The organism is Collinsella sp. TF05-9AC, from assembly GCF_003438495.1.
In the GTDB taxonomy this organism is placed as follows: Bacteria; Actinomycetota; Coriobacteriia; order Coriobacteriales; family Coriobacteriaceae; genus Collinsella.
Genome location: NZ_QSSH01000006.1, coordinates 23,057 through 47,199 on the forward strand (window position 1 = coordinate 23,057; position 24,143 = coordinate 47,199).

Here is a 24,143-nt window from a genome sequence, read left to right on the forward strand (position 1 = left end):
CCAGCCGACCATCCAAGACCGGCTGGCCCTTCGATTTAGACGATTGGATCATCATGTCCGTTAATCCTACTAGCGTCACCAACCCGCCCGCGCAGTTTCCCGAGGACTTTGTCTTTGGCGGCGCCACTGCTGCCTACCAGGTAGAGGGCGAGACCCGCACTCACGGTAAGGGCAAGGTTGCCTGGGACGACTTCCTGGAGGCCCAGGGCCGCTTCTCCCCCGATCCCGCTTCCGACTTCTACAACCAGTACCCCGTCGATCTGGAGCTGTGCGAGGAGTTCGGCATCAACGGCATCCGCCTCTCCATTGCCTGGAGCCGCATCTTCCCCAACGGCATCGGCGAGATCAACCCCGAGGGCGTGCAGTTCTACCACGACCTCTTCGCCGAGTGCCACAAGCACCACGTCGAGCCGTTCGTCACGCTGCATCACTTTGACACGCCGCTCCCCCTCTTTGAGAAGGGCGACTTCCTCAACCGCGAGACCATCGACGCCTTTGTGGACTTTGCCACCTTCTGCTTTAAGGAGTACGCCGGCCAGGTGACCTACTGGTTCACCTTTAACGAGATCTGGGCCGACGCCTCCAACACCTACATCGAGGGCACCTTCCCCGGCGGTGTCAAGGCGCATCTGGCCGAGGCCTTCCAGTGCGAGCACAACATGATGCTCGCGCACGCCAAGGCAGTACTGGCCTTCCACAACGGCGGTTTTAAGGGCAAGATCGGCGTCATTCAGTCGCTGGAGTTTAAGTATCCGCTCAACGAGAACGACCCCGCCGACATCAAAGCCGCCAACAACGAGCACGTGCTGCAAAACCAGTTTTTGCTCGACGCCACCTTCCGCGGCGACTACGCACCCGACACCCTCGAGTGCGCCAACCGCCTGGCCGCCGTCTCGGGCGGCACCATCGAAATCCTGGACGAGGACCTCAAGATTATGCGCGAAGCCGCGCTTTACAACGACTACCTGGGCGTTAACAACTACCAGTGCCGCTTCTTGAAGGCTTACGATGGCGAGAACGACCTGCACCACAACGGCACGGGCGAAAAGGGCACCGGCCGCTGGCGCGTTAAGGGCATTGGCGAGCACGTGAACAAACCCGGCATCCCTACCACCGACTGGGACTGGATCATCTATCCCGAGGGCCTGTTCGATCTGCTCGTCTACATTAAGCAGCGCTACCCCAACTACAAGCAGATCTTCATCACCGAAAACGGCATGGGCTACAAGGACCCCTACAAGGACGGTTTTGTGGACGACCAGCCGCGCATCGACTACATCGAGCAGCACCTGCGCTGGCTGCTTAAGGCCATGGAGGTGGGTGTCAACGTGGGCGGTTACTTCCTGTGGAGCCTGCAGGATCAGTTCTCCTGGACCAATGGCTACAACAAGCGTTACGGCTTCTTCTACGTTGACTTTGAAACCCAGAAGCGAACGCCCAAGGCAAGCGCATACTGGTACAAGCACGTAGCGCAGACCCGTCGTCTGGACTAGCGGCTTGCGACAAGCGGTTGGCGGAATTGCACCGCCCACATAACCTGTCCCCATTTCTCAGCCGGGGGCGGCACGTCACACGGCGCGCCGCCCCCGGCCTTTTTGGGCGGTTCGGGGTCTGTTTGTCTCAATCTGTAACATCTAGCCGAGTTTTTGGGTCCTAGCTGTTGCAGATTGAGACGAACAGGATTGCTCTTTCCGAAGAATCTAAATCTGTAACACGTAGCCCGCTTTTGACCGTCTACCTGTTACAAATCGAGACAAACGGAGTAGGACCTAACCCCGTATGTCCCTAACAGTCGAGCGTTCGACCAGCGTGCTCGGCACATGAATCGCCTCGATAGACGAGCTCTCTCCAATCGCCGCCTCAAACGCAAGCTTACCGACACCGCGCAAATCAAATCGCAGCGTCGTCAGCCGATTGTGAGGAACAAGTCCCTCGAGTGCGTCGTCGATACCAACCACGCTCACGTCGTCGGGCACGGACAGGCCCGCGTTCTCGAGCGCGGCGATAACGCCCAGCGCCATCTGGTCATTTGCCGCAAGCACGGCAGTCGGCGCCTGCGACCCGCCGGCAAGCACCTCGGCCGCAATCCGCTCGCCCATGGCGTACCCACTGTCCGCACTCCAATCGCCGCGCAGCATCGGAGCGGCATCGACATGAGCACGACCCAGCGTATCGCGCCAACCGGCCTCACGAAAACGCGAGGAAATCGAGTTTTCCGGACCCGCCACAAACCGCATATTCGAGTGACCATGTTCCAGCAGATAATTGGTCAACAGCTCGCACGAACCATACTGGTCGGAGTCGATCGTCGTGCAGCGCGGATGCGCATACATGGACAGGATGACCGTTCGCACTCCCGGCTGGGGAACAAACTCCTCAAAATCGGGAGCCATGCGGTTCATGTTGAGAATCATGCCGTCGACGGGTCGCTCGACCATGCGGCGCGAGGCATCGGCAAGTGCATAGGGCTTGTCGCCGCCCATCTCGATCATAGTGACGGCAAAATCGTGCTCGCGCGCCGCTTGCATGATACCCTCGAGCGTCGCCAGGTTACCGACACGTGTGATGTTGTACATGCACAGGCCAATAGAACGATACGACCCGCCGCGCAACGCCGTTCCAGCAAAATTGGGACGAAAGCCCAGCTCTTCCATGGCGGCCAGCACACGCTTGCGCGTCTTTTCCGTCACGTTGGGCATACCGTTGACCACGCGAGACACAGTCTGGCGGCTCACGCCAGCGAGCGCCGCAACCTCTGCCGCGCTCGCCGAACGACCATTCCTTGTCCGCTGAGCCATGCCTTCCACGCCAACCTGCTTCCCAACTATACCCCGCGCCCATGGCGCATCGTACATACATTGATAACGTGCTCATGATACCCGAGCCATATACCACAACATGAAAACTTCTGTCAATCAAAACCGCTTACCGAACAAATACAACCGTTCGCGGCTGTTTGAAGTTGTTTTGTTTCTATACATCCCAGCCGGATGTTAACGTGCTCATTGTCAAATGTTCACGTGCTCATTATGGTTCTAATCATTATAAGATAGTGTTTATCGGGCTTTTTCACCGCTGAACGCTAACCAGGGAGCCTCCTGAGCGCAAACGCACAATATCGAACAGCAAGACGAGAGGGTGTATGCATATGTCTTCGCTAAACCGCGTACAGCAGCTGCCGAAGGGCTTTGTTTGGGGCGCCGCAACCGCCGCGTACCAAACGGAAGGTTCCACGAAGGTGGCAGGCAAGGGTAAGACCATGTGGGACGATTACCTTGTCGCCCAGGGTCGCTTTTTGCCCGACCCGGCCAGTGATTTCTACAACCGCTACGAGGAGGATATCCGCCTTTCTGCCGAGCATGGGCTCAACGCCATCCGTGTGTCCATCGCCTGGACCCGCATCTTCCCCAACGGCGACGATGCCGAGCCCCTCGCCGAGGGCGTTAAGCACTACCACGAGCTGTTCGCCTGCTGCAAAAAGTATGGCGTCGAGCCCTATGTGTCCCTGCATCACTTTGACTCCCCCGCCGCCCTGTTCAACCAGGGCGACTGGCTCAACCGCAAGACCGTCGACGCCTATGTGCGCTATGCCGAGTTCTGCTTCCGCGAGTTCCGCGAGGTCAAGAATTGGTTCACCATCAACGAGCTCATCAGCCTCTCGCACTCCCAATACATCCAAGGCAACTTCCCGCCCAACCATCACTTTGATGTGAAGAGCGGCATCCAGAGCCAGCACAACGAGCTCGTTGCCCACGCCCGCGCCGTCAACCTGTATAAGGATCTTGACGAGACCGAGCACCTGGGCGGCCGCATTGGCATGGTCAACGTCCTGACGCCGGCATATCCTGCCACCGACTCGCCCGCCGACCAGCACGCCGCCGACCTGTACAACGCCTTCTACACCGACTTCATCATGGACGGCGCCTTCCTGGGCCACTACTCCGCGCGCACCCTCTCACTCATCAACGAGATTCTGCGTGCCAACAACGCCACGCTTACGGTTGAGGACAGCGACATGGAGGAGCTCGCCAAGGCGGCGCCCCGCAACGATATGTTCGGCCTCAACTACTATCAGTCGGCGTTTATCGCCGCCTACGATGGCGAGTCCACCAACAGCTTTAACGGCACCGGAGACAAGGGCACCTCGTGCTTTAAGTTTAAGGGCGTCGGGCAGCAGGTCGATATGCCGGGTATCCCCACCACCGACTGGGATTGGCTCATCTACCCGCAAGGCCTCTACGACACGCTCAAGCACATCAGCGCCACCTATCCCAACCTCCCCGTCATCTATATCACCGAAAACGGCCTGGGCCACAAGGACCCCGAGCCCGACGCAAACGGCATCGTCGCCGATCCCGAGCGCATCGACTTTGTCGACCAGCACATGGAGAAGGTGCTCCAGGCGCGCGCCGAGGGCGTCGACGTCCAGGGCTACTTTATCTGGAGCCTGCAGGACCAGTTCTCGTGGGCCAACGGCTATAACAAGCGCTACGGCCTGTTCTACATCGACTTCGACACGCAAAAACGCTACATCAAGCAGTCGGCACTCTGGTACAAGGAGCTCGCCGACACTATGGCGGACGCGCAGTAGCGCATCGCCTCGCTTTCCCCCGAGAAGGGAGCGGCCTTATGCGATACAAACCCAGCCGCTCCCCTCTCTCCCCCTGGGACCGACCCCGCCTGCACCCGGGCTTTTAGCAAGCGGGAGACCATATAGGTTTTCAACGTCCATGCCATTAAGATTTCATGCAAAGAGGAGCGTGAACTATGGAATCGATCGTTAAGTTCTTGGAGAAAGGTCAGCCGTACTTCGACAAGGTCTCTAAGAACATCTACCTTCAGGCCATTAAAGACGGCTTTTTGGCAGCAATGCCCATCATCCTGTCTTCTTCTGTCTTCCTGCTTATTTCGACCCTGCCGGGCGTTGTCGCCACGGTCGGCGGCTTTACGCTGCCCGACTGGTGGAACGTCGACGTCGTGAACTTCTGCAACAAGGTTTACAACTTCACGATGGGCGTCGTGGGCATCATGGTCGCCGGCACCACCGCAAGCGCGCTGACCGGCTCCAAGAACCGCCGCATGCCTGCCGGCAAGGCCATCAACGCCACGAGCACCATGGTCGCCGCCATGTGCGCTATGCTCATCTTGGCCGTTACCCAGACGAGTGCCAAGATCGACGGCGCCGATGTCTCGGTGTTCTTTACCGACAACATGGGCACCAAGGGCCTGCTGAGCTCCTTTGTCGCCGCATTTGCCACGGTCAACATCTATGCCTTCTGCATTAAGCGAGATATCACCATCAAGCTGCCCAAAGAAGTCCCCGGCGCCATCGCCCAGAACTTCCGCGACATCTTCGCCTTCAGCTTCTCCATCCTGTTTGTCGCCGTCATCGACGTTATCTGCCGCACCTGCTTGGCCGTCCCGTTTGCCAACGTCATCTCCACGCTGGTGAGCCCGCTGTTCGCCGCTGCCGATTCCTACGCCGGCCTCGCCCTCATCTGGTTCATGATCCCGCTGTTCTGGTTCATGGGCATCCACGGCCCCTCGGTCGTTAAGCCTGCCCTCAACGCCGCGCTGTTTGGCAACATCACCACCAACCTCGCCACGCTGCAGGCCGGCGGTCACCCCGCCCTCGCCCTGACCGAAAACTTCGGTAACTACATCGGCGAACTCGGCGGCACCGGCGCCACGTTCATTGTCCCGATCATCTTCCTGCTCTTTATGCGCTCCAAGCAGCTCAAGGCCGTCGGCAAAGCCTCTGTCGTACCCGTGATGTTCGCCGTCAACGAGCCGCTGCTGTTCGCCGCGCCCATCATCCTCAACCCGTACTTCCTGATCCCGTTCCTGTTTGCCCCCGTGGCCAACGTCCTCATTGGTAAGTTCTTCATCGACTTTTTGGGCATGAACGGCTTTATCTATGCCATGCCGTGGGCACTCCCCGGACCGATCGGCACCTTCATCGACACCAACTTCCAGCCGATCTCTCTGGTCCTGGTTGTCGTCCTGCTGGTCGTTGACTTCTTGATCTACTACCCGTTCTGCAAGGCCTACGACAACGTCCTGTGCAAGCAGGAGGCCGAGACCCTGGCCGAAGAAGAGGCCGAGGAGACCAAGGCCGTCAAGACCGCTGCCGCCCCCGCCGTTGAGGCTCCTGTTGTCGAGACCGCTTCTGCCACTGAGGCCTCCGCAGCTCCGTCCGCCCTTAAGGGCAAGGATCTGAGGGTTCTGGTTCTGTGCGCTGGCGCCGGCACCTCTGCACTGCTCGCCAACGCGCTTAAGGAAGGCGCCGACGAGCTGGGCATCGACATTACCGCCAACGCCGGTGCCTACGGCAGCCACTACGCCATCATGGACCAGTACAACGTCATCGTCCTGGCTCCGCAGGTTCGCACCTATTACAACGAGATGAAGGCCGACACCGACCGCCTGGGCATCACGCTGCTGTCGCCCAAGGGCAAACAGTACATCGACCTCACTAAGGATCCCAAGGGTGCCGTCGCCTGGATCGAGGAAAACCTCGAGGCATAAGACGCTGACACCACCTGCCGCTTGCAGACAATAAATGGCCCGTGCATCGATGTGTGATGCGCGGGCCATTTTGTTTAGACCGCACCCGTCCTCCTGTTCATCTCAATCTGTAACATCTAGCCGAGTTTTTGGGTCCCAGCTGTTACGGATCGAGGTGAACGCACAGGCCAAGCCAAAAATCTCAATCTGTAACATGTAGACCGCTTTTGACCGCTTAGATGTTACAGATCGAGACAAACAGATGGGTCAATCCAATCAATCTAGATCTGTAACACCTGGCTGGTCATTTCACTCCTAACTGTTACAGATCGAGACAAACGGAATAAGCCGGGCCGAATTGTCTAAATCTGTAACATCTAGCCGAGTTTTCGGGTCCCACCTGTTACAGATTTAGACGAGCAGGCCGAGCACGTCTACGCCCGCAGATCCCTTACGCTGGAACGCTCGACCAGCACGCCCGAGACGAGCGTACGGCTTCTGGAGCTCGGGGCTTCCAGACCTGCGACGACCTCGTTAAGCGCACGGATGCCCAGCTCGCGGTGGCGAAACTTCACTGACGTCAGAATCGAGTTGGGAATCGTCTTGTAGAGTTCGTCGTCAAAGCCGATCACGGACACGTCGTCGGGCACCCTGAGCCCTCTGTCACGCAGAGCCATCATCACGCCGTTTGCCATGCAGTCGTTAGCAGCGAGGACCGCCGTGCAATCGGGCTTATCGGCAAGCACAAGGCCCGCGGCATAGCCACTATCCGCATTCCAATCGCCTTGCAGAGGCTCGGGCGGCTCAATGCCACGTGCCTCGAGTGCCGCTCGCCAACCTTTCATACGGCACTGGCTCGACAGTGACTCTTTCTTACCAGAGACGAAGTACACGTTCTTGTGCCCGTGGTTCAAGAAGTACTCGCACGCCATGCGCGCGCCGCCCTCTTGGTCGTCACTGACGGTAGAGCAGGTAGGATGTTCCATCGGTGTGATAATCACCGTCTTGAGGTCTTTCGGTGCCTCAAAGGTATCAAAGTCATCGACCATCTGACGCAGGTTGAAGATCATGCCATCAACAGGCAGCTGCGACATCCTACGCGCCGCTTCGGCAAGGGTCATCTTCTCCCCCGCCCGCTTTTTGATCATCGTGAGCGCAAAGCCTCGCTCTTCGGCGGCATCGGCGATACCGTCAATCATGTCCACGGCACCGCCCGACAAGTGGAACAGCACCACGCCGATGCACCCGTAACGGCCCAACTTGAGTGAACGCGCGGCAAAGTTCGCCCGGAACTCAAGCGCTTCCATGGCAGCATGGACCCTATCGCGTGTCGACTCTCGCACGCTATCGGGCTCGTTGATCACACGCGACACCGTCTTGAGAGAAACACCCGCGGCAATCGCCACATCGTTCATTGAGACATTTTTCTTGTCCATCGTTGCCACTACTTCTCCAGTCGGTTTTGCATCGCTTGTTTTTTGCGTTCTAGCATACACTACCTGCCCGACTGACAAATCAACCGTTTACCGGACAATATCGACCGCTCACCCGTATATCCTTGTTGCTCTTCCAAAAATGTCTTACGTTGTCATTAACGAAATGACAACGTTGTCATTTCGCAATGCCTTCCTTAAGCAGGAAGGTTTCCGGGCAGTCCTGACCATCCATCGACGACCAGTTCCATCCACATGCATCGCGCATCAAGTAGCAAAGGAGCTCTATGGACGCCATCGTAAAGATGCTCGAAAAGCATCAACCGTTCTTCGAGAAGATCTCGAGAAACATCTACCTCCAGGCCATCAAAGACGGATTCCTTGGGTGCATGCCCATCGTCCTCACCTCTTCGATCTTCCTGCTGATCGCCACCCTTCCCGGCGTAGTTGGCATCACGCTGCCCCAGCCGCTCATCGACTGGTGCAACAAGCTGTACAACTTCACCATGGGCGTCATGGGCATCATGGTTGCCGGCACCACTGCCAAGAACTTCACGGCTTCCATGAACCGTCGCATGCCCGCCGGCAAGGTGCTCAACGACGGCTCCACCATGGTTGCCGCCCAGTGCAGCATGCTGCTGCTCGCTGTTACGCAGTTCACCACCAAGTTCAACGGCTCCGAGCTTTCGGTCTTCGACTGCACCAGCATGGGCACGCGCGGTCTGTTCTCGGCCTATATCGCCGCGTTCATCACCGTGTGGGTCTACAAATTCTGCGTCTCGCGCGATCTGACCATTAAGCTGCCCAAGGAGGTCCCGGGCGCCATCGCTCAGAACTTCCGCGACATTATCCCCTTTGGCGGCGCTGTCATCATCTGCGGCATCATCGATGTTGTCGTGCGCAACCTCATGGGCGTTCCGTTCTCCGAGCTGCTCATCAAGCTGCTCTCCCCGCTCTTCACTGCGGCAGAAACCTATCCTGGCCTTATCCTTATCCAGGCAGCCACCGCGTTCTTCTGGTTCATCGGCGTCCACGGTCCTTCGATCGTCCAGCCGGGCATCGACCCCATCCGTCTTGCCAACCAGGCCGAGAACCTGCAGGTTCTGCTGGCCGGTGGCCACCCCGCCCACTCCCTCACCTTTAACATGTCGCTCGTGGGTGAGTTCGGCGGCACCGGCGCCACGTTCATCGTGCCGCTTCTGCTGATTCTCTTTATGAAGTCCAAGCAGCTCAAAGCCGTCGGTAAGGCCTCGATTGTTCCTGTTGCCTTCGCTGTCAACGAGCCGCTGCTCTTTGGCGCTCCCATGATCCTCAACCCCTACATGCTCATCCCCTTTGTTGCCGCCGGCTGCGTCAACGTGAGTGTTGCCAAGTTCTTTATCGACAACGTGGGCATGAACGGCTTCTCCTTCGTGGTGCCTTGGGCTACCCCTGCCCCCATCGGCATCTTCATCACCACGAACTTCCAGCTTATCGCCCTGGTATTTGTCGCGATCATCATCTTGCTGGACGCCATCATCTACCTGCCGTTCTTGAAGGCATACGATAAGCTGCTCTGCGACCAGGAGGCCGAGCGCGCCGCCGAGCTGGGTCTCGAGTCCGATGGTGCTGCCACCATCACCGCCAGCACCTCTGCGCCCGCTGTCGAGCAGACCGCCGCTTCCGTCGAGCCGACCGCCGCTGCCGCCGATCAGCCCGAGCCCGCCTCCGACGCATCCGCTAAGAAGGATGTCGATGGCCTGAAGGTCCTCGTCCTGTGCGCCGGCGCCGGCACCTCTGCCATGCTCGCCAACGCCATCAAGGAAGGTGCTGCGCAGACCGGAGAGAACATCGCTTCCTCCGCAGGCGCCTATGGCCAGCACACTGCCATCATGGATCAGTACGACGTTATCGTGCTCGCCCCGCAGGTTCGTAGCTACTACAACGACATGAAGGCCGACACCGATCGCCTGGGCATTAAGCTGCTCGCTCCCCGCGGTAAGGAATATATCGACCTTACTCGCGACCCCGCTGGCGCCATCAAGTGGCTCCGCGAGAACCTCGACTAGTTCCTCCCTCTGTTGGTGCCCGGATTCCCGGTTCGGGCACCTCTCCCTATTCGTATCCCACAGAAAGGATGACTCATGACCAACCCCATGCAGTTCCCCGACGGCTTTGTGTTTGGCGGCGCCACCGCTGCTTACCAGGTTGAGGGCGAGACCCGTACGCACGGCAAGGGCAAAGTGCCCTGGGACGATTTCCTGGCTGCTCAGGGTCGCTTCTCCCCCGATCCCGCAAGCGATTTCTACAACAAGTACCCGGTCGATATCGACCTGTGCCAGCGCTTCGGCATCAACGGTATCCGCGTCTCCATCGCTTGGAGCCGCATCTTCCCCAGCGGCACTGGTGAGATTAACCCCGAGGGTGTTGCCTTCTATCACGAGCTCTTTGCCACCTGCAATAAAGCCGGCGTTATCCCCTATGTCACGCTCGATCACTTCGATACGCCCGAGGCCTTTTACCAGAACGGCGGCGAGGGCTTCCTGACGCGCACGACGATCGACGCCTTTGTCGAGTACGCCAAGTTCTGCTTTGCCGAGTTCACCGAGGTCAAGCACTGGTTTACCTTTAACGAGATTCCCGCGACCGCCGAGGGCAGCTTTATCGTCGGCAACTGGCCACACGGCGAGAAGTATCGCCTGGACAAGGCTTTCCAGCTCATGCACAACATGATGGTGGCCCACGCCAAGGCTGTCGTCGCCTTCCATGAGGGCGGCTTTGAGGGCGAGATCGGCATTGTCCAGAACCTGGAGCCCAAGTATCCCCTCGATCCCAACAGTGCTGCCGACTGCGAGGCAGCTCGCATGGCCGATGTCATCAACAACCGCTGGGTGCTCGACGCCACTTTCCGCGGCCACTATGCAGCCGACACCATGGAAGCCGCAACCAAGCTGGCCCATATCGCCGGCGGCGAGCTCGACGTCCGTGACGAGGACATCGCCGCGCTGACCGCCGCGCTCCCCTACAACGATTGCCTGGGCGTCAACACCTACAAGTGCCAGTTCCTGCGCGCCGCCGAGGGCGAAAACGACATCAACCACAATGGCACTGGCGACAAGGGCTCCTCGCGCTGGTTCCTCAAGGGCGTGGGCGAGTCATGCGTGCGCGAAGGCGTACCCACCACCGATTGGGACTGGATCATCTATCCCGAGGGCCTGTACGACCTGCTGCTGCGCATTAAGAACGATTACCCCAACTACAAGAAGATCTATATCACCGAGAACGGCATGGGCTATAAGGACGACTTTGAGGACGGCTTTATCGACGACGCCCCTCGCATCGACTACATGCGTCAGCATCTCGCATGGATCCTCAAGGCAATTGACGGCGGCGTGAACGTCGACGGCTACTTTGTGTGGTCGCTGCAGGACCAGTTCTCCTGGACCAACGGCTATAACAAGCGCTATGGCCTGTTCTACATCGACTTCGAGACCCAGAAGCGCTATCCCAAGGCGAGCGCGTACTGGTACAAGAACGTCTCGGAGACCGGCCTGCTTATGGCCTAGTTTCCGCCGCATACCCCCTGTCGGCCGCATGCGAATCCCTCCACGGGTTCGCATGCGGCCTTTTTGTTTTGGTGGGCCCGAGCGGATCATTCGTCTCGATCTGTAACACATAGACCAATTTCTCGGTCCCACCTGTTACAGATCAAGACAAACGAATGGCCCGAACTTGAAGATCTCGATCTGTAACACGTAGCCCACTTTTGACCATCTACCTGTTACAGATCGAGACAAACGCACAGGTCAATCCGCTCAATCTCGATCTGTAACATCTAGCCGAGCTTTTCGGTCCCAGTTGTTACAGATTGAGACAAACGGAATCGGCCAGGCAGAAAATCTAAATCTGTAACATCTAACGAGCATTTGATCGCCTAGTTGTTACAGATCGAGACAATCAGATGGTCAAATCCTCACTTTCCAGGCAGCTACGAAGCGCTCCTCTTTCTTAATTATTATCGGCATCACGAACACACTTCGGTATCTTTTAATGCCAAAATGATACCGAAAGCGTGTTCGAGAATACGGATAATTCCATGCGTTAGCCCAATCAAGCCCCAGGCTTACAAACTCCGTTATTGTTCAGAATGCCAATGCATTCGCGTTTGCGCGTCATTTCACGTCACTTTGACACGCAAAATGACACGCAAATTTTTTCGTGTCATATTTTTGACATGCAAAATGACGTGTAAAATTTTACGTGTCATTTCTCACGTCAGATTGAAGCGAAACGGAGCAACACGATGCAAGAATCCAAAGATCTTGAATTCAAGGAATGCGTCACCAATTCGTTCCTTAAAACCGTCTCCGCTTATGCAAATGGCACGGGAGGACGCGTGCTATTTGGAATTAACGACGACGGAGAAGCCGTTGGCCTCAATGACCTCAAGCAGACCTGTCTGGATATCGAAAACAAGATTAACGATTCGATCATCCCCCAGCCCGATTACTCCCTAAAAATCAACGAGTCCGATGCAACCGTAGAGCTTACGGTCTTTCCCGGCAGATCGAAGCCTTACCTATACCGCTCGAAGGCATACAAGCGCAATGACACCGCGACCATACCAGTTGACACCCTAGGGCTTTCGCGTCTTGTACTCGAGGGTCAAAACCTCTCCTTTGAACAGCTCCCGGCAAGCAAGCAAGATCTATCTTTCACCGTTTTAGAGAATCGCCTAAAAGCAAAGCTCTCACTTCAGTCATTCACAACCGATACTCTCAAAACCCTCGGCCTGCTCGATGAGACCGGAACCTACAACAACGCGGCAGAACTGCTCGCGGACGAGAACGATTTCCCAGGTATCGACATGGCGGTGTTTGGCGACACCATCAATCTCATTAAGCAGCGCAAAACTCTCGAACATGCATCGGTTTTAACGGAGATTGACGGCGCTCTTGAACTATTTGAAACTCAGTACTGTTACGAAGAGATCAAGGGAATGGAGCGGGTCCGCAAGGAGCTCATTCCGCTCGAAGCATTCCGCGAGGCCATTACCAATGCAATCGTTCACAGGACTTGGGATGTATCCGCGCACATTCGCATCTCGATGTTCGACGACCGTGTGGAAGTCGCTTCGCCCGGCGGCTTGCCGGCAAGCATGACCGTCGATGAATACCTGTCCGACATGCTATCCGTTAGACGCAATCGTATTCTTGCCGAAGTCTTTTTGCGCCTGGGTCTTATCGAAGCCTTTGGAACGGGCATCATGCGAATTCGCGACACCTATAAGGACAGCGTCAGAAAGCCCCGGTTTCAAGTTTCGGATAACGCCATTGTGGTCACACTTCCCCTGCTCATGGATAACCCGGGGCTCAAAGGCGACGAACTTATCGTATTCGAACTGTTGAGTAGCGCACATCCTCAATCGACAGGTGAGCTTGCAGCCAAAGTTAGCTTCAGCCGCTCGAAGCTCAATCGCATCCTCAAAAAACTCGTTGAGACAGGCCTGGCGACAGTTGAAGGCACCGGCAGGGGACAGAAGTATCGCCTGCTGCGCTAGCTAGCAGATGACCTGCGCGTGCTCCTCGATGGCGGCACGGTCCTCGGCGGAGATGCTCGGCTCGCACACTACGGCGTCCAGGCTGTCCAAGCGGCAGAAGGTGTAGAAGTCGCGCTTGCCGATCTTGCTGGAGTCGGCGATCAGATAGCGCGAGTCGGCCTTGCTAAAGGCGAGCTGCTGGATGCGGCCCTCGTCCATGTTGGACGTAGATACGTCACCGTCCAAGATGCCGTTGGCGCCGATAAACGCTGCATCGATGCCCAGCGCACGCAGGGTATCCTCAGCCGTTGGCCCCACAAAAGCGGCGGTGCGGCGACGGTACATACCGCCCACGAGGCACAGGTCGCAATCTTCGCGCGCCTCGAGCAGGTTAAACACCGAAAGCGAATTAGTCACGATGCGCAGGCGAAACGCCGGCAGCATCGAGGCCATCTGCTCAACCGTGGTGCCCGTACCCAAAAAGATGGTCGAGCCCTCCTCGATAAGCTCCACAGCACGGCGCGCGATCTGCAGCTTTTCCTCGGCATGCTTGGTGCGCTTTTCGCTGTGCGAATACTCATGGCGCAGCATAGCGTGTGGACGGCCCTGCGCACTGCGGGCTCCGCCGTGCACGCGCTCGATCTCGCCCAGGCTCGCAAGCTCCTCAAGATCACGGCGGATCGTCATATCCGAGACACCCAGCGCATCCGAAATCTCCTTGACCGAGACCGTGCCCTGCTCTTCGAGCAGCTGACGAACCTTATCCTGTCGCTCTGCTTTAATCACGATGAGTCCTCGCTGTTCCACGCTCACGTCAATTCAAACAATAACGAACAAATTGTATCAGACTCGCGCGCGTCAGAAATGAACGCCCGCACAGCTCCAATCATCACTTTTTTGAGAAAAATACCCCCTGCTTTAGTGGGGTGTAGTGATAATCTCGCCTGTTCGCGCTACAGTTTGTCCGAAATACCTCGATGTTAGGAACCAAATGATCACTTCCGAGCTTTTCGGCACCGCGCCGTGCGGTACCCCCGTTCATCGCTACACCCTCAACGGGCCCGAGATCTGCGTTCGCATTATGGACTACGGCGCCACCGTGCTGGGCATCGACGTGCCCGACATCCCCGGCAATGTGCAGGATGTGGTACTGGGCTTCGATAAGCTCGAGGATTACTTTGACAATCCCGCCTGCTTTGGCGCAACCATCGGCCCCGTGGCCAACCGCACCGCAGGCGCCACGATCACCATCGATGGCACGGACTGGCATATGCCAGCCAACGAAGGCGTCAACAACCTGCACAGCGATCTTGAGCATGGTCTGCACAAGCGCGTGTGGGATGTTGAGCTCGACGAGGTCCATAACGCCGTGCGCATGACCACCTCGCTTGAGGACGGTGAGCTGGGCCTGCCCGGCAACCGCACCTTTACGGCCGTGTTTACCGTGACACGCACCGGCCGCTTCCGTATCGAATACGGCTGCGAGAGCGACCGCGCCACCTACGTGTCCATGACCAACCACACATACTTTAACCTTGCCGGCCATAACGCCGGCATGGACTGCGAGCACTTCTTTGTTGCCAACGCTGCCCACTACCTGCCCATCAACGAGCAGAATATCCCCACCGGCGAGATCGCTCCGGTCGAGGGAACACCGTTTGACTTTCGCGAGCTGCGCCCCGTCGCTCCCGGCATGGAGGCCGACGACCCGCAGATTAAGCAGGCCCGTGGCTACGATCACTGTCTGTGCATCGATGGCTATCAGTACGGCCGCAATCTCCGCCGCGCGATGCACGTCGAGGAGATGTGGACCGGCCGCGAGCTGGACTACTACACCACTGCCCCGGGCGTGCAGCTCTACACCGGCAACTGGCTGGGCGACGAGCACGCCAAGGACGATGCTAACTATGGCTGGGGCGCCGGCTTTGCTCTCGAGGCCGAGATGTACCCCGACACGCCGCACCAGCCGTTGTTCCCGCAGGGCATTGTGGGCCCGGGTCACCCCTACAGCAATGTGATCGAATACCACTTTATGAGGCACTAAGCCCACAACGCAACATATCGCACAGCAGCGCCCGCCGGCACCACCGCCAGCGGGCGTTTTTTCATCTTTTGGGCTTGTTTTCGCTGTGACTGTATGAGTGACATATCAAAACTATGCCCATTTACTACGTTTAGCCTGGGATGCTCGACCATGCACCGTTTTTTGTTAAACTCTCGAGCCGTCTACCTGCAGTTTTGTTTTTCTCAAATTCGACATGCTCGGCGATAGCCGATCAAACGTAGTAAATGGACATAGTTTTTGACAGACGGCATCGCTCGCATCCCTCGCAAGGGCAAAATGATCCGTTTTCCTCCGTCCCCAAGGGATCACTTGAACAGATTGCCGATGGGGTCGGGATTGGAGCTGGGGAGATAGCGGATTTCTAGCTCTACGCCGAGCGCCTGCAGTTCTTTGAGGGCAGCAACGTCTGCGTCGCTCACGGCAACCGCGGGCGTTATGGGGCGCTTGCCCTTCCCTGCCTGCATATGGCCAATGCTGATCTTGGTGATTGGCACACCACCCTTAACCAGCGCGAGCGCATCGGCGGGTGAGGCCACCATGATCAGAATCAACTGGCGCGGCGTTGCGGTATGAATGATGTCGATGGTCCTTTGCACCGAGAAAAACCGCGTCCACACGCCCTCGGGCGCCGCGACCCTCATAGGCGCCCACTTGCGCGAATCCGCCGCAATCTCGTCGTTGACGATTAGGACGAGGTTGGAACCCATAGCCTCGTTCCACAGCTCGACGTCTTGCCCGTAAATAAACCGGTCATCGATACGCGTGAGAAGGATCTTGGGTTGAGCCATGGCAGTCCATTCTGTTTGAGACTCGTAAGAGCGAGACATCACGTCTCCAATATTAGTGCATTTAAAGTGAGAAAAGCCGTCAGAACACTTGCACGGATGTGCGATGTCCCGTATCATAGACAGCCGTTGACGCCTCAGTTGCGTCACCACATGGCCGCCAGCGTAGCTCAGTTGGTAGAGCACCGCTCTCGTAAAGCGGGGGTCACCGGTTCGAGCCCGGTCGCTGGCTCCATTGCACAAGATAGCCGCCTTCGGGCGGCTTTTTTGTTGCCGATTCGCCCGCTCGGTGGACTTCGGATTTAATGCTTAGGGGGCGGGGATTTACCAAAGTGAAATTTTAATGAAAAGAAACCCAGCTGTAACAATTGCCATGGTGAGGGCTCGAATTGGTCATATAGATTTAAAATAGCCACGATACCTTCTCTTTTGCTGGAACGATATATCTATACAAGGTTGTGAGCGGAAAACAAAAATACGTCGATTGCTATCCGACAAACGGGTCTGGAATTGCATTCACCGGCATTTCGGGGCAGATTGATACACATGTACGAAAGGGAACCTATGTGGTGCGTTGGGTTGGAGCTGCTGCAGGCCCGATATGGATTGCGGTCTTGCGCCCCGATGTCCAAATAGGTTTCTCTCTAGACGGGAAGTTGCTCATGGACGTCATCTATGACGGAGATGACTGGGTCGATCATTATACTTGGCGCCTGGTCGGCTCGAACGACAATGGGGATGTGGTGTTTGATGGACTATGTCCAAAGCATCTCCATCCTTTTGTCTCGTCGTTAATTGAGAGTTCCGCTCGTGTTGCCCCCTACAGCTCGGCATCGCTTCATGATACGGACGTTTTGAAGACCATAAGGGAATCAATTGACGATGGCACGATGAGCGGCCCGCTGTTTTCTCGGCTTGTGGGGCTAGATGAGATTGGCTCGAAACGACTGCTTGCGGGCGAAAAAGTGGAACTCACTTATCGGTCGATGATTTCAATCCTGCGGCTAGCCGATGTTCTTCGCAAATAAATGAGGCTTCCCTATTCAAAAACAGAAAACCCCGCTAAACGTGATTCCCCTAGGGAAACACGTTTAGCGGGGTCCTAGCGTGATTTCCCTAGGGGAATCACGCCATCAGACGAATAGCTCTGCCAGGCAGTTCGCTACTCCTCCCAGTAAGCGTCTGCAAGCAGCTTAAAGCAGATCTTCTTGACCGGCTGTGCGCCATCGCCCGGGAACTCGAGCGTGGGCATGTGAGGCTCGCCGGCAACGAACAGCGCGAACTTGTCGTCGGCAAGATCGCCGGCGATCGAAGCGTCGGAATCGACCAGGTCGTAGTCGTCCTTCTCGTCAAACTCCTGGACCAGCGTCAGGCTGCCCGTGGCAACCTTAAAGGCCTCGCGACCCTCGATGTCGATCTGCAGGTCATGATAGCGCTGATGCGTCTCATAGTGAGCCTCGGCCTCGGGACGCGTCGTGGGAGCCATGACGTTCGCAAAGACCTTGTCGCCCAGAATCGGATGGCTGCCGACCTCGAGCTGCGCCGGGTCGTTCTCCTCGAGCCAGTCGATCAACACGTCGAGGCCCTTGAGCATTCCGCGGTACTCCTCGATATCGCCCAATGCACCGTAAATCATCTAAATCCCCTCTCGGATCGTTTTTTTGGCGGCTACTCGGCAAACGCGTTACCGACGCTGTTGCCACCCACACACGTCTCGACCAGGGTAAGGTCGGGATTGAACACGACAAAGCCGGCGTCGCGCCCCAGCATAATGCTACCGCACTTGTCGTCGACATGAGCTAGCAAGCAATGCCGGGGCCGACGCCCAAGCCCTTACAGCTCGGTCACGACAACGCCGTTGTAGACCTCGTCCCAACGGTCCATGACTAGATGACCGGTCATAGGATCCATGGCGTTGAGCTTGCCGCAAGTGTTGGCGGTTCGCAGCACCGTCTCGTCGTCTGCGCCAGCAGCGATGGCATGCGCGAAGCCTGCGATAGTGGAGTCACCAGAGCCCGTTGCGTTAACGGCAGGGATATCGGGCGTCTTTGCGCGGAACGCACGGCCATTGTGGAAGCCAACGGAGCCGGCAGCGCCCATGGACACGACGACCCAGGGGATATCGGAGAAGCGGGCGTCAGAGGCGAGCGCGGCGCGGAGCTCATCCACATCGTCGGTGGTAAAGCTCGTACCCAGAAGGCCGTTGATCTCGGTCAGGTTAGGCTTGACCAGCTCGGGCTTGACCTCGGACTTGAGCGCAGCCTCGAGAGAGGCACCCGAGGTATCGAGCAATACCTTGGCGCCGGCGTTCTCGGCAATGCCCGTGATCTTGGCATAGTAGTCTGCCTCGACACCGCGGGGCAGAGAACCCGAAATGGTGACGACGTCGGCCTTGCCCGCAAGCTCAGTAAACTTGGCGGTAAAGGCATCGAGTTCCTCGGGGGCAATTGTCGGGCCACTCTCGAGCAGCTCGGTCTGGTTGCCGGCGTGGAGGATGTTGAGGCAAATGCGAGTCTCGCCCTTGATGGGCACAAAGTCGTTGTTAATACCGTTGGCGTCCATGAGCTCAGCCATGAAGGCGCCCATGTGGCCGCCGAGCAGACCGGTTGCCACAACGTCGTCGCCCAGCTGACCCAGCACACGGGCCACGTTGAGGCCCTTGCCGCCAGCGGTCTTTTCGGGCTTCACACGGTTAACGTCGTCGATAATGAGCTCATCGAGCTGATAGCGCGTATCGACAGACGGGTTCATCGTAACGGTGAGGATCATTTTTAGCTCCTTATCTCGCAGGCTCCTTGTGCCTCGCGATACGAGTCGACAAAACGGAATTACAGAATCTCAATCGTGAACGAGCGAACGACGGTCTCCTTGGGCTTGGCGACAAGGCAGCCGCGCTTATGCTCAAGCACGTCGTCCTCATCGGAGCAGGTCGAAAGGCCACCCCAGGGTTCAACTGCCACAAAATCGCCCTCGGGCTTACTCCACACAATGAGATACGGGAAGCCCTCAAAGCTCAGGCAAACGCCTTTGTCCTCGCCCTTCTTGGAAAGCGTGACCTGACGGCTCTCGAGCACATCAAAGATGGTCTCCGCAAAATCGAAGAGCTCATGCGACAGAGGCAGTGTCTTTCCCACCATGGGGTTCTTGGAGCGCCTGTCCACATCAATCAAGCCAGTCGAAGGGACAGCGGTGCAGAGCTCCGCAGCCTCGTCCTTCTCAAAGCGCAACTCGTAGTCCGTATAGGCCTCGCCCTCATCGAGCGGACACCTAAAGCCGGGATGACCGCCAATAAAGAACGGCATGTCCTCGGTGCCCTCGTTGGTGACCTCGTAGGAAACGCGCACGGCAGCGTCCTCGAGCGTATAACGAGCGACAAGCTTAAACGGGTACGGATAATCGCTCAGCAGCGCGGCGTTATCCTCCGAAGCCAGGCACATCGCCAGCTCGTTCTCGCTCTGGCTCAGCAGCTTCCACTCCTGTTTGCGCGCAAACCCATGGCGGGCGAGCTTTACATGATGCCCGGCAAACGTCATGGCGTTGTTATCGCGCAAGCCTCCGCAAATCGGGAAGCAAATCGGTGCCTGGCCGGACCACACGGCGGGATCGCCCTGCCACAGATACTCGCGACCTCCGGCCTCGATCGAGGTAAACGAACCACCGGCCGTGGACACCTTAATAGAAATCGAATCGTTGGAGAGAGCGTATTCCATTGCCCATCCTTTCGAACAACTGCTTTTTGCTCGCAAGTACCCGTCTCGGCCCTAACCAAAGGACAAACCCGCACGTTCATCGATGCGTCCGGTATCCCAGCCATGTAACGGGGTACCATACAGACATTGATGCAATTACAGCTGAAAGGCCTTCTTATGCGAACCATCATCCTCTACGCCTCGCGCCATCACGGCAATACGAAAAAGCTCGTGGACGCCATCGTCGAGGCACACCCCGAGATCGATACCCTCGATGTGAAGACGCTCGGTAAAAACGAGTATCCCAACCTGCACGAATATCATCTGATCGGTGTCGCCACGGGCATCTATTACTCCGAGATCGACAAGGACATGGCACGCGTGCTCACGAACGTGCTGCAGCCGCAGGACAAGGTGTTTGGCCTTATGACCTACGGTGGCAAAAACAAGTGGTACGGCAAGGATATCGATGGCATCTGCCGCATGAGGCAGGCCATCTTTATGGGTGTCTACGGCTGCCCCGGCTTTGATACGTGGGGGCCGTTCAAACTCACCGGCGGTGTCCAAAAGGGACACCCGACCGCTGAGGAAATTAAGGGCGCCGTCGACTTCTTCGACAAGATCGAAGACGAGTATGGCGACATCATCGTCGAAGAGTACGCCAAGCGCGAGAAGCGCCTAGCATACGAGAAGGAGCATCCTGCAGGAGGCCTGGTGGCCGGCGTCAAGCGCACGGCAAAGAAGATCGCTAACAAGCTGTAACTGTGAAGGTGCTTTTGAGCGTTTAACCCATACGGCGGGTCCGAGCAGATTCGGGCCCGCCGTCTTTTTCTATCGTTACTCGGTAAAGGCGTTGCCGACGCTCTGGCCGCCAACATACGTCTCGACGAGGGTAAGCTCATGGTCGAACACGACAAAGTCGGCGTCGCGACCCGGCATGATGCTGCCGCACTTATCCTCGATGTGCGCGGAGCGTGCCGGCACCTCGGTTGCCATGCGAATGGCGATATCGGCGCTGGCGATGCCCCAGTCAACGATGTTCTTGACGCCCTGGGCAAGCGTGAGCACCGAGCCGGCAATGCTCTTGCCGTCGGCGAGCCAGCACAGGTTGTCCTTCATGATGACGTCCATGCCACCACTGGTGTAGCTGCCCTCGGGCATGCCGCCGCAACCCAGGCAGTCAGTGATGAGCACCGTGTGTTGCCAGCCCTTTGCCTGCAGCAGCGCCTTGATGGCGGCAGGGTTAACGTGCTTGCCGTCACAGATGATCTCGGCGTAGGTCTCGGGCGTGGACATGGCAGCGCCCACGACACCGGGCTCACGGTGATGCAGCCCGCGCTGACCGTTATAGGTATGCGTAAAGCAGCTGGCACCGGCGTTGATGGCGGCGATGCACTCATCGTAGGTGGCGTCGGAGTGACCGATGCTGGTCACCACACCCTTGGCATTCAGAGCAGCCGCATAAGCAGCGGCACCGTCGCGCTCGGCCGCCATGGCGCTCTTAACGATGCGACCACCCGCAGCCTCCTGCCACTGATCGAAGACCTCCTCGGAGGGATCGATCAGGTAAGCGGGGTTCTGCGCACCCACGTGCTTCATGGTAAAGAAGGGGCCTTCCAGGTAGATGCCCTGAATGCGGGCACCGCAGAAGTCGGGGCCGCGACCCTCGTCCGCCTGAGCGATGGCGGCGCAGGCGTCCTTGATCTGCTCGACGCCATCGGTGAACGTCGTGGGCAGCCAGCTGGTGGTACCGCGACGGGCGAGCTCGGTCGAGCTGATATCGATGCCCTCGGGATCGTTATCGGTAGTTGAGTGGTTGTAGAAGCCATGGATGTGAGTATCGACCATACCCGGTGCGATCCACGATCCCGTGTAGTCCTTAATCTCGCAAGAGGGCTCGTCGGCCTGCCAGGCGCCAAAGACGCCATCCTCGACCATAAGATAGCCGCCCAGTTGCGGGCCTGCCGGCAAGAAGAACTTGTCAGCCTTAATTGCGTACGTGCTCATATGCACTCCTCGCTTCTAAAGCAGTTGACTGTGGTGATGCTTATACCCAGCTCACGTAAAACAAAAAGCGCCCGCCCGCCGTTATGAGCGGACGGGCGCCCTTACAGGGGGACGCGATTAAGCGGTGAAGGGGTGAATCGTCACGCCCTTAACCACGCGGTTGACCGTGCCAGTGGGGCTCGGCGTGTCGGGCGTGTTGCCCACGCGCACGGAGTTGAGCAGGCTGATAGCCTGGGCAAACATCACGAACGGCAGAGCAAGGTAGCCCTCGGGAAGTGCCTCGTAGCCCTTAAAGGTGAAGGACTCGCCCTCGTAGACGGTGGCACCTTCCTGCTGAACGGCGATGGTGTGCTGAGCGATTTCGTCGCCACCGATCTCGTTGAGGATGTCGATGTCGTACTGACGGGTGTAGGCGTCGTTGTTGACGAACACGAAGACGAGCGTCTTATCGTCGACGAAGGACTTAGGTCCGTGACGATAGCCCATGGAGGTGTCGTAGGAAGTAGCGACCAGACCGTGAGCGAGCTCAAGGATCTTGAGCTGGCTCTCCTGGGCAAGGCCACCGAAGGAGCCAGAACCCAAGTAGGTCACGCGGTTGAAGTCGCCAGCCAGGTAATCGGCGATCTCGGGCTCACGGGAGATGACCTCCTCGCCCATCTTGGCGATGGTCTCGACCCACTCGGCCTTCTGCTCGTCAGAGGCAGTGTCAAAAATAAGGGTGGAGAGCAGGGTCATGCAGGAATAAGAACCGGTCATGGCGAAGCCCTTGTCGTTGGCGCGCGGAATGAGCAGCGTCAGCGCGTTGGGATCATCGGCAGACTCGACGGCGAGCTTGCCCTCGGGAGCGCAGGTGATGTTGAGGAACTTGACGTTGTGGACGAGCTCCTTGGCAACGGCAACGGCGGCAAGGCTCTCGGGGCTGTTGCCAGAGCGGGCAAAGGAAACCACGAGCGTGGGATCCTCGGCGCGTAGGAAGTCGCGCGGGGCGCTCACGATGTCGGTCGTGGCGATGGGCTTAAAGTCGTAGAGATCAGTGTTGCCAGCGTGACGCAGGTACGGGGCGCAGGTATCGCCAACGTAGTCGGACGTACCGGCACCGGTGAAGACAACGGACAGACGGCCCTCGCCCATAGCGCGAGCCTCGGCCAGGAAGGCCTCGATGGCCTCCTTGTTCTCGCGATAGATGTTGAGCGTATCACGCCAAAGCTCGGGCTGCTGAGCAATCTCGGCCGTGGTGATCTGGGCGCCGAGCTCGGTGAGCTCCTCGACACTCTTCTCGAACATTTCTAATACCTCTCTCTAGAAGTAATCCTCTGACGTGCAATTATACACTTCAGTTGGTTATCTGGTAGTAACCAGTTAAATGCAAAGAATCATCATATGGATACGATGCGAACACTAGTCGCTACGCTGGTGGTAAACCTTGTATTTAAACTGATCGGCACGAGCAACCGAGAGTGTATACTCCACAACCTCGTTTGACTCGTTATACGTAGTCCTGACCAAATCGAGCACAGGCGAGCCCTCGACAATTCCCAAAAGGTGGGCGTCGGTGGGACGGGCTATGCTCGCATAGAACTCCTCTTCGGCCACGCGTATCTTTTGCTGAAAGTCTTGCTCAATCACATCGTAAAGCGGCTTACGCTCCAGCAGCGGTCGCTTTAGGGACAAAAATTGACGAACTGGTAGATAGCTGCGTTCGACCATCATGGGCATGTTGTCGGCAGAACGAAGGCGCTTAAGCTTAAAAATGCGATCACCTATACGCAATCCCATATGCTCGGCCAGATTTTTATCGGCCTCCATCTCGCAAAACTCGAGAATCGTGGTCTCGGGGTCGCGACCCATCGCGCGCATCTGCTCGGTAAAGCTGTAGGACTGCATAAGATTGGTTGCCTTTGCCGAACGGTCGGTCACAAAGGTACCGCGACCGTGCTGCCGAACCACCAGTCCTAAACGCTCCAGTTCCTGCAGAGCCAGGCGTACCGTAGTACGCGAGAGACCATAGCGCTCCGAAAGTTCGCGCTCGGAAGGAATCATGTCACCGGCGCGATATTCATGGTCGATCTTTTCGGTCAGAATATCGACCAGCTGATCGTACAGCGGTTGCTTACGCGCTCCGATCGCCATCCTATCCTC

Annotated in this window: 19 protein-coding genes and 1 tRNA gene; 10 read left to right on the forward strand and 10 right to left on the reverse strand. The window is 57.6% G+C overall.

Annotated elements, in window-relative coordinates:
- The first annotated feature begins 53 nt into the window (after positions 1-53).
- Positions 54-1,493 (forward strand): 6-phospho-beta-galactosidase, encoded by a 1,440-nt coding sequence (lacG, locus tag DXC52_RS02930; RefSeq protein WP_117746064.1) that lies wholly within the window; start codon positions 54-56, stop codon positions 1,491-1,493.
- 276 nt (positions 1,494-1,769) lie between these two features.
- Here lacG (DXC52_RS02930) and DXC52_RS02935 read toward each other — a convergent pair whose 3' ends face one another.
- Positions 1,770-2,798, reverse strand: a complete 1,029-nt coding sequence (locus tag DXC52_RS02935; protein WP_233504763.1) for a LacI family DNA-binding transcriptional regulator — start codon at positions 2,796-2,798, stop codon at positions 1,770-1,772.
- 344 nt (positions 2,799-3,142) lie between these two features.
- Between DXC52_RS02935 and lacG (DXC52_RS02940) the strand changes: the two genes are divergently transcribed.
- Positions 3,143-4,591 carry a 6-phospho-beta-galactosidase gene (gene lacG, locus DXC52_RS02940; protein ID WP_117746066.1) on the forward strand — a complete coding sequence of 483 codons (1,449 nt, stop codon included), beginning with the start codon at positions 3,143-3,145 and terminating at the stop codon, positions 4,589-4,591.
- A gap of 176 nt (positions 4,592-4,767) precedes the next feature.
- A complete protein-coding gene (locus DXC52_RS02945; RefSeq protein ID WP_022094682.1) occupies positions 4,768-6,528 on the forward strand; it encodes a PTS lactose transporter subunit IIBC in 1,761 nt (586 codons plus the stop codon).
- Positions 6,529-6,941: 413 nt separating this feature from the next.
- Here the strand turns inward: DXC52_RS02945 and DXC52_RS02950 are convergent, their stop codons facing one another.
- Entirely contained in the window at positions 6,942-7,943 is a 1,002-nt protein-coding gene (locus DXC52_RS02950; protein ID WP_117746067.1) for a LacI family DNA-binding transcriptional regulator, read from the reverse strand.
- A gap of 284 nt (positions 7,944-8,227) precedes the next feature.
- Between DXC52_RS02950 and DXC52_RS02955 the strand changes: the two genes are divergently transcribed.
- The 3 genes from DXC52_RS02955 to DXC52_RS02965 all read left to right on the forward strand — a co-directional run bounded on the left by DXC52_RS02955 (position 8,228) and on the right by DXC52_RS02965 (position 13,479).
- A complete protein-coding gene (locus DXC52_RS02955) occupies positions 8,228-9,988 on the forward strand; it encodes a PTS lactose transporter subunit IIBC (protein ID WP_117746068.1) in 1,761 nt (586 codons plus the stop codon).
- Between the two features lie 75 nt (positions 9,989-10,063).
- Complete coding sequence (gene lacG / locus DXC52_RS02960; protein ID WP_199409427.1) at positions 10,064-11,485, forward strand: 6-phospho-beta-galactosidase; 1,422 nt, start codon at positions 10,064-10,066, stop codon at positions 11,483-11,485.
- A gap of 737 nt (positions 11,486-12,222) precedes the next feature.
- Positions 12,223-13,479, forward strand: coding sequence for an ATP-binding protein (locus DXC52_RS02965; RefSeq protein ID WP_117746069.1), 1,257 nt, complete (start codon positions 12,223-12,225; stop codon positions 13,477-13,479).
- On the opposite strand, the gene DXC52_RS02970 is transcribed toward DXC52_RS02965, so the two are convergent.
- Positions 13,480-14,244, reverse strand: coding sequence for a DeoR/GlpR family DNA-binding transcription regulator (locus tag DXC52_RS02970; RefSeq protein ID WP_233504765.1), 765 nt, complete (start codon positions 14,242-14,244; stop codon positions 13,480-13,482).
- A gap of 205 nt (positions 14,245-14,449) precedes the next feature.
- Between DXC52_RS02970 and DXC52_RS02975 the strand changes: the two genes are divergently transcribed.
- Complete coding sequence (locus DXC52_RS02975) at positions 14,450-15,502, forward strand: aldose epimerase family protein (protein WP_117746070.1); 1,053 nt, start codon at positions 14,450-14,452, stop codon at positions 15,500-15,502.
- Between the two features lie 326 nt (positions 15,503-15,828).
- Here DXC52_RS02975 and DXC52_RS02980 read toward each other — a convergent pair whose 3' ends face one another.
- Positions 15,829-16,311, reverse strand: coding sequence for a PTS sugar transporter subunit IIB (locus tag DXC52_RS02980; RefSeq protein ID WP_158554578.1), 483 nt, complete (start codon positions 16,309-16,311; stop codon positions 15,829-15,831).
- Between the two features lie 156 nt (positions 16,312-16,467).
- Here DXC52_RS02980 and DXC52_RS02985 point away from each other — a divergent pair.
- Positions 16,468-16,543 (forward strand) — tRNA-Thr (locus DXC52_RS02985).
- A gap of 427 nt (positions 16,544-16,970) precedes the next feature.
- Positions 16,971-17,336: a hypothetical protein gene (locus DXC52_RS02990; protein ID WP_147330591.1), complete on the forward strand. Its 366-nt coding sequence runs from the start codon at positions 16,971-16,973 to the stop codon at positions 17,334-17,336.
- A gap of 134 nt (positions 17,337-17,470) precedes the next feature.
- Here DXC52_RS02990 and DXC52_RS02995 read toward each other — a convergent pair whose 3' ends face one another.
- The 3 genes from DXC52_RS02995 to DXC52_RS03010 form a co-directional block, all read right to left on the reverse strand.
- Positions 17,471-17,944 (reverse strand): YhcH/YjgK/YiaL family protein, encoded by a 474-nt coding sequence (locus tag DXC52_RS02995; RefSeq protein WP_117746073.1) that lies wholly within the window; start codon positions 17,942-17,944, stop codon positions 17,471-17,473.
- 197 nt (positions 17,945-18,141) lie between these two features.
- Entirely contained in the window at positions 18,142-19,077 is a 936-nt protein-coding gene (locus tag DXC52_RS03005) for a hexose kinase (RefSeq protein ID WP_117746074.1), read from the reverse strand.
- Positions 19,078-19,136: 59 nt separating this feature from the next.
- Positions 19,137-20,018 (reverse strand): aldose 1-epimerase family protein, encoded by an 882-nt coding sequence (locus DXC52_RS03010; RefSeq protein WP_117746075.1) that lies wholly within the window; start codon positions 20,016-20,018, stop codon positions 19,137-19,139.
- A 156-nt stretch (positions 20,019-20,174) separates the two neighbouring features.
- Here DXC52_RS03010 and DXC52_RS03015 point away from each other — a divergent pair, with 156 nt between their 5' ends.
- Positions 20,175-20,759: a hypothetical protein gene (locus DXC52_RS03015; RefSeq protein ID WP_117648434.1), complete on the forward strand. Its 585-nt coding sequence runs from the start codon at positions 20,175-20,177 to the stop codon at positions 20,757-20,759.
- A 75-nt stretch (positions 20,760-20,834) separates the two neighbouring features.
- Here the strand turns inward: DXC52_RS03015 and nagA are convergent, their stop codons facing one another.
- From nagA to DXC52_RS03030, 3 genes are all read right to left on the reverse strand, one after another.
- A complete protein-coding gene (gene nagA / locus DXC52_RS03020; RefSeq protein ID WP_022094606.1) occupies positions 20,835-22,004 on the reverse strand; it encodes an N-acetylglucosamine-6-phosphate deacetylase in 1,170 nt (389 codons plus the stop codon).
- Positions 22,005-22,121: 117 nt separating this feature from the next.
- On the reverse strand, positions 22,122-23,288 hold the full coding sequence (locus DXC52_RS03025) for an SIS domain-containing protein (RefSeq protein WP_035137674.1): 1,167 nt from the start codon (positions 23,286-23,288) through the stop codon (positions 22,122-22,124).
- 114 nt (positions 23,289-23,402) lie between these two features.
- Positions 23,403-24,134 (reverse strand): GntR family transcriptional regulator, encoded by a 732-nt coding sequence (locus DXC52_RS03030; RefSeq protein WP_055310430.1) that lies wholly within the window; start codon positions 24,132-24,134, stop codon positions 23,403-23,405.
- Positions 24,135-24,143: the final 9 nt, after the last annotated feature.

Excerpts from the sequence above, each read along its gene's own strand:
- lacG (WP_117746064.1), top strand. The coding sequence starts at position 54 with ATGTCCGTTAATCCTACTAGCGTCACCAACCCGCCCGCGCAGTTTCCC.
- DXC52_RS02935 (WP_233504763.1), bottom strand. The coding sequence starts at position 2,798 with ATGGCTCAGCGGACAAGGAATGGTCGTTCGGCGAGCGCGGCAGAGGTT.
- lacG (WP_117746066.1), top strand. The coding sequence starts at position 3,143 with ATGCATATGTCTTCGCTAAACCGCGTACAGCAGCTGCCGAAGGGCTTT.
- DXC52_RS02945 (WP_022094682.1), top strand. The coding sequence starts at position 4,768 with ATGGAATCGATCGTTAAGTTCTTGGAGAAAGGTCAGCCGTACTTCGAC.
- DXC52_RS02950 (WP_117746067.1), bottom strand. The coding sequence starts at position 7,943 with ATGGACAAGAAAAATGTCTCAATGAACGATGTGGCGATTGCCGCGGGT.
- DXC52_RS02955 (WP_117746068.1), top strand. The coding sequence starts at position 8,228 with ATGGACGCCATCGTAAAGATGCTCGAAAAGCATCAACCGTTCTTCGAG.
- lacG (WP_199409427.1), top strand. The coding sequence starts at position 10,064 with ATGACCAACCCCATGCAGTTCCCCGACGGCTTTGTGTTTGGCGGCGCC.
- DXC52_RS02965 (WP_117746069.1), top strand. The coding sequence starts at position 12,223 with ATGCAAGAATCCAAAGATCTTGAATTCAAGGAATGCGTCACCAATTCG.
- DXC52_RS02975 (WP_117746070.1), top strand. The coding sequence starts at position 14,450 with ATGATCACTTCCGAGCTTTTCGGCACCGCGCCGTGCGGTACCCCCGTT.
- DXC52_RS02980 (WP_158554578.1), bottom strand. The coding sequence starts at position 16,311 with ATGGCTCAACCCAAGATCCTTCTCACGCGTATCGATGACCGGTTTATT.
- DXC52_RS02990 (WP_147330591.1), top strand. The coding sequence starts at position 16,971 with ATGGACGTCATCTATGACGGAGATGACTGGGTCGATCATTATACTTGG.
- DXC52_RS02995 (WP_117746073.1), bottom strand. The coding sequence starts at position 17,944 with ATGATTTACGGTGCATTGGGCGATATCGAGGAGTACCGCGGAATGCTC.
- DXC52_RS03005 (WP_117746074.1), bottom strand. The coding sequence starts at position 19,077 with ATGATCCTCACCGTTACGATGAACCCGTCTGTCGATACGCGCTATCAG.
- DXC52_RS03010 (WP_117746075.1), bottom strand. The coding sequence starts at position 20,018 with ATGGAATACGCTCTCTCCAACGATTCGATTTCTATTAAGGTGTCCACG.
- DXC52_RS03015 (WP_117648434.1), top strand. The coding sequence starts at position 20,175 with ATGCGAACCATCATCCTCTACGCCTCGCGCCATCACGGCAATACGAAA.
- nagA (WP_022094606.1), bottom strand. The coding sequence starts at position 22,004 with ATGAGCACGTACGCAATTAAGGCTGACAAGTTCTTCTTGCCGGCAGGC.
- DXC52_RS03025 (WP_035137674.1), bottom strand. The coding sequence starts at position 23,288 with ATGTTCGAGAAGAGTGTCGAGGAGCTCACCGAGCTCGGCGCCCAGATC.
- DXC52_RS03030 (WP_055310430.1), bottom strand. The coding sequence starts at position 24,134 with ATGGCGATCGGAGCGCGTAAGCAACCGCTGTACGATCAGCTGGTCGAT.